Annotated in this window: 8 protein-coding genes; 1 reads left to right on the forward strand and 7 read right to left on the reverse strand. The window is 64.2% G+C overall.

Annotated features, from left to right (window positions below):
- Positions 1 to 118 precede the first annotated feature (118 nt).
- The 7 genes from LD110_RS17460 to LD110_RS17490 all read right to left on the reverse strand — a co-directional run bounded on the left by LD110_RS17460 (position 119) and on the right by LD110_RS17490 (position 8,640).
- Positions 119 to 3,154 (reverse strand): alpha-amylase family glycosyl hydrolase, encoded by a 3,036-nt coding sequence (locus LD110_RS17460; protein ID WP_374200360.1) that lies wholly within the window; start codon positions 3,152 to 3,154, stop codon positions 119 to 121.
- Positions 3,155 to 3,329: 175 nt separating this feature from the next.
- Positions 3,330 to 4,397: a beta-propeller fold lactonase family protein gene (locus LD110_RS17465; protein WP_225500507.1), complete on the reverse strand. Its 1,068-nt coding sequence runs from the start codon at positions 4,395 to 4,397 to the stop codon at positions 3,330 to 3,332.
- Positions 4,398 to 4,428: 31 nt separating this feature from the next.
- Positions 4,429 to 4,692: a GlsB/YeaQ/YmgE family stress response membrane protein gene (locus LD110_RS17470; RefSeq protein ID WP_225500510.1), complete on the reverse strand. Its 264-nt coding sequence runs from the start codon at positions 4,690 to 4,692 to the stop codon at positions 4,429 to 4,431.
- 221 nt (positions 4,693 to 4,913) lie between these two features.
- Entirely contained in the window at positions 4,914 to 5,744 is an 831-nt protein-coding gene (locus LD110_RS17475) for an aldo/keto reductase (RefSeq protein ID WP_225500512.1), read from the reverse strand.
- Between the two features lie 38 nt (positions 5,745 to 5,782).
- A complete protein-coding gene (locus LD110_RS17480; protein ID WP_225500513.1) occupies positions 5,783 to 6,808 on the reverse strand; it encodes an NAD-dependent epimerase/dehydratase family protein in 1,026 nt (341 codons plus the stop codon).
- Positions 6,802 to 7,773: an aldo/keto reductase gene (locus LD110_RS17485; RefSeq protein WP_225500514.1), complete on the reverse strand. Its 972-nt coding sequence runs from the start codon at positions 7,771 to 7,773 to the stop codon at positions 6,802 to 6,804. The genes LD110_RS17480 and LD110_RS17485 overlap by 7 nt, the downstream gene beginning before the upstream one ends.
- A gap of 21 nt (positions 7,774 to 7,794) precedes the next feature.
- Positions 7,795 to 8,640, reverse strand: a complete 846-nt coding sequence (locus LD110_RS17490) for an aldo/keto reductase (protein ID WP_225500516.1) — start codon at positions 8,638 to 8,640, stop codon at positions 7,795 to 7,797.
- A 411-nt stretch (positions 8,641 to 9,051) separates the two neighbouring features.
- Here LD110_RS17490 and LD110_RS17495 point away from each other — a divergent pair, with 411 nt between their 5' ends.
- Positions 9,052 to 10,029: a helix-turn-helix transcriptional regulator gene (locus LD110_RS17495; RefSeq protein ID WP_225500518.1), complete on the forward strand. Its 978-nt coding sequence runs from the start codon at positions 9,052 to 9,054 to the stop codon at positions 10,027 to 10,029.
- Positions 10,030 to 10,165: the final 136 nt, after the last annotated feature.

Genomic DNA, 10,165 nt, shown 5'->3' on the forward strand with positions numbered 1-10,165 from the left:
GGCACCCACAGCGGCTAGTCGCACTGCCAGCCAAACAGGCATAGCGGGCTGGTTCCTGAACCGAACCAGCCCGCCGCACACCGCCGCTCCCTCGAGCGGTGGCCTGTCTTGGATGGACCTAGTCCGCCCGGATCACATGAGTTACGTGGTCGTAGCGGAACGTGACCGGGCCACCCGCATGCGTCAGCGGGATATTGGCCCCGTTGGGTACACCGCCTGCCCCGTAGTTCTCAGTCCACGACTTGTTGAGCGCGGCTTTGAACTCATAGCTTCCAGCCGGAAGATCTGCGACCGTGAGCTTCCACACGAGGTCCGTGGGATCTAGAGTCAGCTGCGCCTGCGGGCAATCGGGCATCCAGTCACCCGCACAGCCGAGTTCCGAATCCTGGCTTCCCGCAGCGGCCACCGCTGTTGGTTGCTGGGAGGCGTACACCGCCTGCAGGATGTGGGTTGAATGGTCGTAGCGGAACGTTACCGGGCCACCAGGGTGGTTGAGCACAATGTTGGGCCCGTTGAACGCGCCGCCGTCACCGTAGTTTTCAGCCCAGGAACCGTTGAGTGCGGCCTTGAACTCGTAGGTCCCAGCGGGCAGGTCCACCGTTTTGCGCCAGATAAGGTCCACCGGGTCCAGCGTCATAAATGCTGCGGGGCAGGATGGATCCCAGTCGGCCGCGCAGCCCATTTCCGAGTCCAAGCTGCCCGCCACGGTGACTGAGTTCGGCTGCGGTGGCGCTCCGGTGGTGACTGTTCGGACATCGGAGGTGACGCCGTCGAACCCTGGGCCGCTCATCACCGCCCGGTACCTCAACTGGGTGCCGTCCGGTAGGCCCTGACCGCTCAGGTCATCGAACACGGTGTACACCGGCGACGAACTGTCCGTCCCCAAGGGGGTCCACGGGCCGCCGTTGACGCTGCGTTCGAAGCCCACCACGTGGCTGGACTTCTCTGGGTCCGCAGTTGCGCTGACCTCAACAACGCCTGTCACGGCGCTGCCTTCCTTGGGCGACTGCATGGCCAGCAGCGGGGCCGGGACAACGCCTGAAGTCACGGCGCTGGCCGAGGTGTGGCCGCCGTTGTCCAAGACAACTGCCCTGTACTCCACCGGAGTTCCGGCGTCGAGGGACGCCACATCATGGAAAACCTGGTAGGGGGCGTTGTCGTCGGTGCCGATGGGCTGCCAGTTTCCGCCGGCCACGCGCGCCTCGAAGGAGACCTCGTAGAAGGATTCACCTTGCACATTGGCCGTGACGCGCAGCCGGCCATTGTCCCCAACGGCCGGCGTCGGCTGGCCGAGTGTAATGGCGGGGGCTGCCATGGAGCGCGGGATCCTTCCCGAGGATTCGTAAACCACTGCGGATAACGCAGGAACAGTGACTGTTAGCTTGCCTTCCGCCGACGTCTTCGCTTCGGCTGGGGCGTCGCCGTAGATCCGCGTGAACGTGCGCTTGGAGGTGTACGTGGGCACATCGGCCGTCTGAGGCTGCTTGCTGTTGTTCACTGCCACGATGTACTCGCGCTGGTCCTTGGCGTCGGTGCGGGAGAACGCATAGATCCCGGGACCGTCCGATGCGAACCGCGTCTGCTGGGCCCCGTTGCGCAGCGCAGGGTGTTCCGCGGTCAGATGGGCAAGGTTGCCGATGGCCGTGTACAGCGGGTGCGTGGTGGTGAAGTTATCCGTGGCGTGCGTGGCATCAGTACCAAGGAGGTCGTCGTCCAAGTAGTCCGGCACCCGGCTGGCGAAGAGCGTCTGCCGTGCGTCCTGGTCGCCACCTGGGCCTGTGAATCCCTGTTCGTCGCCGTAATACACCACGGGATTGCCGCGCGAGAAGTACATCAATTCGTGGGCCAGCCGGTCCCGCGCCATCTTCTCCGTGTCGCTGGCTCCTGGATTATCCGCGCTGACAAAGCTGCCTATCCTGCCCATGTCGTGATTGCCCAGGAAGGTGGGCAGTTCATAAACGTTGGAATCGGCGTCGGTGTACCAGTCATCGGCAGCGAAGAAACTAGACAACGCGGAGGCGCTCTGGCCACGCGACGCGAAGTTGCGCGCCGCATCCTGGAATGGGAAGTCCAGCACTGCCTGCATCTTGTCCCGCGTGGTGAAGCGCGAGGTGAAGGCCTTGGTGGTGTCAAACACCTCACCGAACATAAAGAACTCGCTCTTGCCGTGTTCCTTGGCGTAAGTGAGGATTTCAGGACCGAACTGCTGCCAGAACTCGTCGTTCACGTGCTTCATGGTGTCGATCCGGAAGCCGTCCACACCGAAGTCGCCGATCCAGGTTTTGTAGATGTCTATCATGCCGCGGACAACGCGGGGGTTCTCCGTGAACAGGTCGTCCAAGCCAAAGAAGTCGCCGTAGTAAGAGTCCTCGCCCGTGAAGGTGGTGTTTCCCCGGTTGTGGTACAGCGTAGTGTCGTTAAGCCATGCGGGGACCTTCAGGTTTTCCTCGCCAGGATCCAGCACCGGGGTGTAGGGGAACGACGTGGCCGGGTCCAAAGCGGGGAAGGACTGCTGTCCCGCGAAGTCACGGTCGTCGAACGGTTGTCCCGACGCCGTGCGGTAAGGTTTGGCGTCCTTGGAGACGTAGCCCTTCCTGGCGCCCTCTTGATAGCCAATGACATCCGCCGTGTGGTTGGTGATGATGTCGAAGTAGACCTTCATCCCGCGGCCATGCGCCGCGTCGATAAGCTGCCGGAGTTCCTGGTTGGTGCCGAGGTGCGGATCGATCTGGGTGAAGTCCGTGATCCAATAGCCGTGGTAGCCGGCCGAGTTGTCTTCCGGCTGGACGGCCTTGTTCTTGAAGCTGGGCGTAAGCCAAATCGACGTTGTGCCAAGCCCCTGGATGTAGTCCAGCTTTTGGGTCAGCCCCGCCAGGTCGCCGCCGTTGTAGAAGCCTTTCCGAGTGGGATCGAAGCCGGAAACCATCGGATCGGGGCCCAGGCCGCCGTCGTCGTTTGCTGTACTGCCGTTGCTGAAACGGTCCGCCATGACGAAGTAGAAGTTCTCGTTAGTGACGCCGGACCGCAGCGAATGCAGGGCCTGCCCGCCGCCAGGCGGCTGCTGTTGGCCATTCGGGTTACCGGGCGCGGCGAGAGCCGGCACGATGGATCCGGCAGTGGTTCCAGCGCTCAGTACAAGCCCGACGACGGCGATTGCGGCCAGGCGCCGCAGGAGCCTTGTGCGCGGGTGCCGGGATCCTGCGGAGCTGCGATGGGTAGATGACAGTGAATCGGGCGAGGATACGGAGGCGAGTGAGGCGGACAAAGCGGGATCCTTCCGAGAAAGCGGCAAAGCTCTGGCAAGGATTTCCGGATGGGGAATCCGCCGCCTAGTCTGCCAAAATCAAGACGGTGGGGGAACCCGTTTGGAGCCGGTTGTGAACTTCTTCGGGAAGTCCTGTCATCGGGTCCAGTGCGAACGTGACCACATCGTTCGAGCGTTCGTGGGCTACATGAAGCCAGCCGTCGCGGACAAGGTGGTGCCGCGGCCAGTCGCCGCCGCTGGGAGCGTCGCCAATAGGACGGAGCCGCGTGCCGTCGTCGTCCACCTCCAGGGTCCCGATGCGGTTGGACCCGCGGACGCCGGCATATGCGAAGCGGCCGTCGGGCGAGAGCGCCAGCTCGGCGGCGGCGTCGCCTTCCGAGGAACCGTTGGCGAAGACCGGAACCAACCCCGTCAGGGCATAGCGTCCGTCCGGGCCCTTCCGCAGGATGGCGACTTCGATGGAGTATTCGGTCACGATGAACACGGTCCCTGAGGCATGCTGTGCCAGGTGCCGGGGTCCGCTGTGGAGGGGAAGTGCAACATCGTGGTCCGGGATCAGGCCCACACCCGGCGAGTAGTTCCAGCTCCGCACCACATCAAAGCCGAGATCCGTGGTGAGGATCCGGCCGTCAGCCAGGAAAAGGGTGGCGTGGGCCCGGCTGACGCGGTCGCCGCCAGTGGCGATGTCCCTCGCGGACGGGTCTTCCACATAGGGATCCGCGGCGGGTGGTGCGGCCAGCCGTGAAGTGATAGCGCCGTCGTCGTCCAATTCGAAGAGCAGGACCTGGCCGTCGCCCCAGCAGGCGACCACAATGAAGCGGCCGTGGGGATCGACGGCGACGTGACAGGCGGCTGCTCCGGCCAGCCATGCCTCGCCGAAGGGTTCAAGCTGCGCGTTTCCGGTCCGGCGGTACGCACGGACGGTCTGCGCGGCCTCGCCGACGGCGTAAACCACCGGCACGGCGGGGTGGACGGCAAGGAACGACGGCGAAGGGGCCTCGACCGCTGTGCCCAGCCAGTCGAGGCCGCCGTCGTCGCGGACCGCCGCGGCACCGATTCCGGATCCTTTCCCGCCGTTGTCGGCAGTGTAGGAGCCGGTCCAGATGATGGGTTCGGTGCGCTGTTTTTCCATGCGGTCCCTTGGATTTGTTGTGCCACCCGGCCTAGCGGGCGCGGCTTCGCGTGATCAGGCCCCAGATCAGCAACACGATCAGCGAACCGCCGATCGCCAGCAGCCAGGTGCCGAGGTCGAAGAACTCGGTGAGCCCGCGGCGGAACAGGAGTCCGCCCAGCCAGCCGCCGAGGAATGCCCCGACGACACCCAGCAGAAGGGTGACGAAGAAGCCCCCGCCCTGCCGTCCGGGAAGGATCAGCTTGGCGATGGCTCCCGCAAGGAGGCCGAGGAGGAGGAAAGCGAAGAAGCCCATGGGTCTATTTCCTTTCTCTAATGGCGCGCCGCGGATCTTCGTGGCGCATCGTCATCGAGACTAGCAAGCCTGGTTCTTTCCGTCAGCGTCCTGGGAGTCAGTGCCCCGGGAGTCACTGCCCTGGGAGCCAGGTCCCCTGGGACGTGCGAGCCAGCGTCCTGGGACCTGCGAGCCAGCGAGCTAGGAGTCAGTGTCCTTGGGAGCCAGTGCTTCTGAAAAAGTCAGTGCCCCTGGATGTCAGAGTCGACGCCGGCATCGCGGCCCGCGTCGAGGGTGTCGATTGCCGAAAGATCCTGCTGATCCAATTCGAAGTCGTAGACCTCGATGTTCTCCTTCATCCGCTGGGGGTTGGCCGACTTCGGGATAGCCACCAGCCCAGCTTGGATGTGCCAGCGAAGCACCACCTGCGCAGGCGTCTTGCCGTACTTGCGGGCGATGTTGGCCAGGACCGGGGCATTGAGAAGGTCTCGGCCAGCGCCCAGCGGACTGTATGACTCGGTGACAATATGGTGGCTGTCGTTGAACGCCCGCTCGTCGATGCGGGTGATGGACGGAGTGAGCTGAATCTGGTTCACCGCGGGGACCACGGAGGTCTCTTCCATGAGCCGTTCCAAGTGTGTCGGCTTGAAGTTGGACACCCCGATTGAACGTACTTTCCCCTCAGTCTGTAGGCGCTCGAAGGTTTTCCACGTGGAGATGTACTCATCCCGATGCGGAAGGGGCCAGTGGATGAGGAGAAGGTCAACGTAATCCAGGCCGAGGCGCTTCAGGGATTCCTCCATGCCCTCGAGGGCCCGGTCCTGCCCCTGGTAGACCCCGTCCAGCTTGGTGGCGATGAACAGTTCCTCGCGCGGGAGTCCGGAATCCCGGACACCTTGTCCGACGCCCGCCTCGTTGCCGTAGCGGACGGCCGTGTCGACGTGCCGGTAGCCAAGTTCGACGGCGGTGACCACCGCCTTGGCGACTTGGTCGTCGTCGAGCGGCCAGGTTCCAAGCCCGATCTGGGGAATGGCATGGCCGTCATTGAGGGGGACAGTGGGTGCGAGGGCCATGGTGCTGTTCCTTTCCCGTGCTAGTCGGCTGCTCTGATCTAGATAGGCCTCCGTGCCCAGCGAACCAGTCGGTCACTGAGTTCCATGAACTCCTGGTCCACACGCTTGAGCCCGGGATGTTCATCATGCCACTGCACGATCTCCCGCGCCCCAGCCGCGAAGGGTATGTCGCAACGGTACTCCGGAACCAGCGATTTGATCTTGGAATTGTCGAAGACCACGGAATGGGAACGGTCGCCCAGCAGGGCAGGTCCATAGGCAGGGGAGTGTGCGGCGATAGTCTCCGAACTCACATGCACCAAGGCAGGCTCGGGGACACCGGCAGCCGTGGCAAAGAGGCCGTACACCTGGTCCCATGGCAGGGCCTCATCCGATGTGATGGTGTAGCTTTCGCCGATGGCCTGCGGCAGACCCAGCAGCCCAACAAAAGCGACCGCAAAGTCGCGCGCATGGGTAAGCGTCCAGAGGGATGTCCCGTCGCCGTGGACGATCACCGGCAGGCCTTCGCGCATGCGGTGAATGTCCGTCCAGCCGCCCAGAAGGGCGATCCGCATGCGGTCATAAGTGTGGGAAGGCCGCACAACAGTAACCGGAAAGCCTTTATCCCGATATTCAGCCAAAAGCACGTCCTCGCAGGCGATCTTGTCCCGGGAATACTGCCAGAACGGATTACGCAGCGGGGTGGACTCCAAAATCGGTAGGCGAGCTGGCGGCTTCTGGTATGCGGAGGCTGAACTGATGAACACGTACTGAGCGGTACGGCCGGTGAACAACTCGATCGCTTGGCGTACGTGCTCTGGCTTGAAGGAGATGAAGTCAGCTATTGCGTCGAACTCGCGGCCCTGCAGCGCCCGGCGGACATCGTCGGCGTTACGGACATCGGCTTGCAAAACTTCGGTACCTTCAGGGACCGGACGGTCCGTTGTTACACCGCGGTTGAGAACCGTGAGCCGGTGACCCAGCGCGGCGGCACGCTCCGCAGCCGCCGCGCTGATGGTCCCGGTCCCGCCGATGAAAAGTAGCCGGAGGGGCCCTCCAGTTACCTTAGGCTGGCCAATTACCACGCGTAATCCTCTGGAGCCGTCTTTCGGCCCGGGAAGATGCCGTCCAAGCGCTTCAGCGTGGTCTCCTCGAGGGAGATGTCCAGTGCGCGGAGGGCCGAGTCCAGTTGCTCCTGGGTGCGGGGACCCACGATCGGGGCCGCAACTCCTGGCCGGTGCAGGAGCCAGGAAAGTGCCACTTCACCAGGCTCTTGGCCCAGCTCATCCACCAGGTCTTCGTATTCCTGAATCTGGGCCTGGTGGTTCTTCAGCGTTTCCGCCGCCCGTCCTTCGGTGCGGCGGACGCCGTCGCGCTCTTTTTTGAGGACTCCGCCTAGGAGGCCGCCATGCAGCGGTGACCACGGGATGAGGCCCAGTCCGTACTGCTGTGCGGCTGGAATCACCTCGAGCTCCACATCCCGCGTCAGCAGGTTGTAGATGGACTGTTCGCTGATCAGGCCGGTGTAGTTGCGGCGGGCAGCCGCTTCCTGTGCCTGCGCGATGTGCCAGCCGGCGAAGTTGCTGCTGCCGGAGTACAGGATCTTGCCCTGCTGCACGGCTACGTCGATGGCCTGCCAGATCTCGTCCCACGGGGTGTTCCGATCGATGTGGTGGAACTGGTAGATGTCGATGTAGTCCGTCTGCAGCCGCTTGAGGCTGGCGTCCAGGGCACGGCGGATGTTCAGGGCGGAAAGCTTGGATTCGTTGGGCAGGTCCGTCATGGTCCCGTAGAGCTTGGTGGCCAGGACCACCCGCTCGCGGCGCTCGCCGCCCTTGGCGAACCAGCGGCCGACGATTTCCTCGGTCAGGCCGCGGTGGCCGTGGCCGCCATAGACGTTGGCTGTGTCGAAGAAGTTGATCCCGGCATCGAGGGCCGAGTCCATGATCGAGTGCGAGGTGGCTTCGTCCGTCTGCGGTCCGAAGTTCATGGTTCCAAGGCACAGGCGGGAAACAAGCAGGCCGGAGCGGCCTAGGTGCGTGTATTGCATGGAATTCCTTTGAGTGTGGGTTTACAGCTGGGTGTGGGCCGCGACTGCAGGGTCGCTGCCGATGCGGGCACCGGATTCGAGCGCGCTGATGGCGGCGACTTCGTCCGCGCTGAGCTGCAGGGATGCGGCCGCGAGGTTCTGCCGGATGCGCTCCGGGTGAACCGACTTGGGGATAACGATGTTGCCGCTGGCCAAGTGCCAGGCCAGGACGACCTGCGCGGGCGTCGCACCGTGCTTTTCGGCCAGCTCCGTGACCGGACCGGCCGTGAGGTCGGCACCCTGCCCCAGCGGGCTATAGGCCTCGACGGCGATGCCAAGCGAGCGGCACTTCTCGCCAAGCTGGGCCTGCTGGAACGTCGGGTGGAGTTCAATCTGGTTGACGGCGGGAACAACGTCCGTGCCGGACAGGAGGGTGTCCAAGTGTTCCGGCAGGAAGTTGGACACACCAATGGCCCGCGCTGAGCCGGACTCGTAGATCTTCTCCAAGGCCTTCCACGCATCAACGAACAGGCCCTGCGACGGGACCGGCCAGTGGATCAGGTAGAGGTCGATGACGTCCAGGCCGAGTTCGCGTCGGCTGTTGTCGAAGGCCTCTGCCGCCGTGCCCTGCTCGCCATTACGGAGCTTGGTGGTAATGAACAGCTCTTCCCGGGCAATTCCGGAGGCTTTGATTGCAGCCCCGACGCCGGACTCGTTGCGGTAGGCCGCAGCGGTGTCGATGTGTCGGTAGCCCGCCTCCAAGGCGTCCTCCACGGCCTTCTGAGTTTCCGCCGGCGGCACTTGGAAAACGCCGTAGCCGAGCTGGGGGATGGTGACGGAGTTGTTCAGAACGAGCCCGGGAACGGTCGATTTTTGTGTTGAGGACATGATGGGCCCTTTCGTCGGTGAAGCGGCGGCCGTCGGTAAAGCAACGGTGCCTGTAAGGCTTTGTATAGATGGTCGGGGTTTGCCGGGCCCGGCCGCGGCTGGGGAGGCCAGGAGTCGGGGACCAAGGAGCCAGGGAGCCCTCTGAGTCCGGGGAGCCCTCGAAGCTCAGGGAGCCCTCCAAGCTCAGGGAACCCTCCAAGCCCAGGGAGCCAGGAATCCTCCAAGCTCAGGGAGCCAGGGAGCCCTCCGAGCTCAGGGAGCCAGGGAGCCCTCCGAGCCAATTCCCCTAATGAGAGCCTATGCACTCTCCGGCAAGCTGACACCCCATTTGGCTTTCCCACTTTTTCCTAGGATTCGCAGACCCACCCTCACGGTAGAAAACGCTTCCTCGGAACTGGAACAATGGAGCGCATGGGTCAACGCGCCGAATTCGGAAGATTCCTCAGAGCCATGCGCGCCCGGTTGTCGCCGGATGACGCCGGGCTGCCCGAATCTGGGGGTGCTCGCCGGGTCCCCGGACTGCGGCGCGAGGAGATCGCACGGCTGGCCGACGTTAGCACCGACTACTACACCAGGCTGGAACAGGGGAGGCACGTCCACCCTTCGCGGGCGGTCCTTGATGCCGTATCCCGGGCGCTGCGGCTCGACTCCAGCGAACACGCCCACATGATGGACCTGCTGGAACACTGCGCCGAATCATCGGCCACGCCTGTCCCGGCTCAACGGGTTCGCCCTGCACTGCGTCAGCTGCTGGATGCGGTTGGAGACATCCCCGCGATGATCCTTGGCCGCCGAAGCGATGTGCTTGCCATCAACCGCATGGGCGTCCTCCTGTTCGCCGATTTCCCCGCCATGCCGCCGTCGGAACGCAACCTGACGCGATGGCTCATCCTGGATCAGAAGGCACGCCAGTTGTTCCGCGACTGGAAATCCGTCGCTGCCGAGGCTGCTGGCTCGCTGCGAGTCGATATAGGCCGCCATCCATCCGATCCGCAGGCCAACCAGTTGGTGGGGGAGCTCGCGGTGCACAGCGAGGAATTCCGCCAGTGGTGGGCCGGTCACCGCGTCGCGGCCCACTCGTCCGGCGCTGTCCGGCTGCACCACCCAATTGTTGGGGACGTTGAACTTAACTTCGAGAACCTTGCCTTGCCGCAGGAGCCGGACCTCATCCTGCGGATGTACTCTGCAAAGGTCGGGTCGCCGTCGCACGACGCGCTTTCGCTGCTGGGCAGCTTTGGTGCGGATCCGACGACGGCTGGGTCCCGCGCAGGCGAGTTTGCCGGCGTCGAGAATCCCGGCGTCGAGCATCCGGGGGACGACCCGACGGCCGGTAACCCCGCGACGGTGGACATCATGCGCGGCGCTGGCGACGACGGCGCTCGCGGCTAGGCGCTGAACACGCGTCAGGCCGCGTCCGAACCTTGGACCTTGGCTCCGGCAGCGATCGCGACGACAGCCGCTTGGGACGGCGCCCGCGGCTAGGCGCTGGACTCGAGTCACGCCGCGTCCGAACCTGGACCAGACT

Source organism: Arthrobacter sp. M4 (genome assembly GCF_020251205.1).
Classification (GTDB): domain Bacteria; phylum Actinomycetota; class Actinomycetes; order Actinomycetales; family Micrococcaceae; genus Arthrobacter.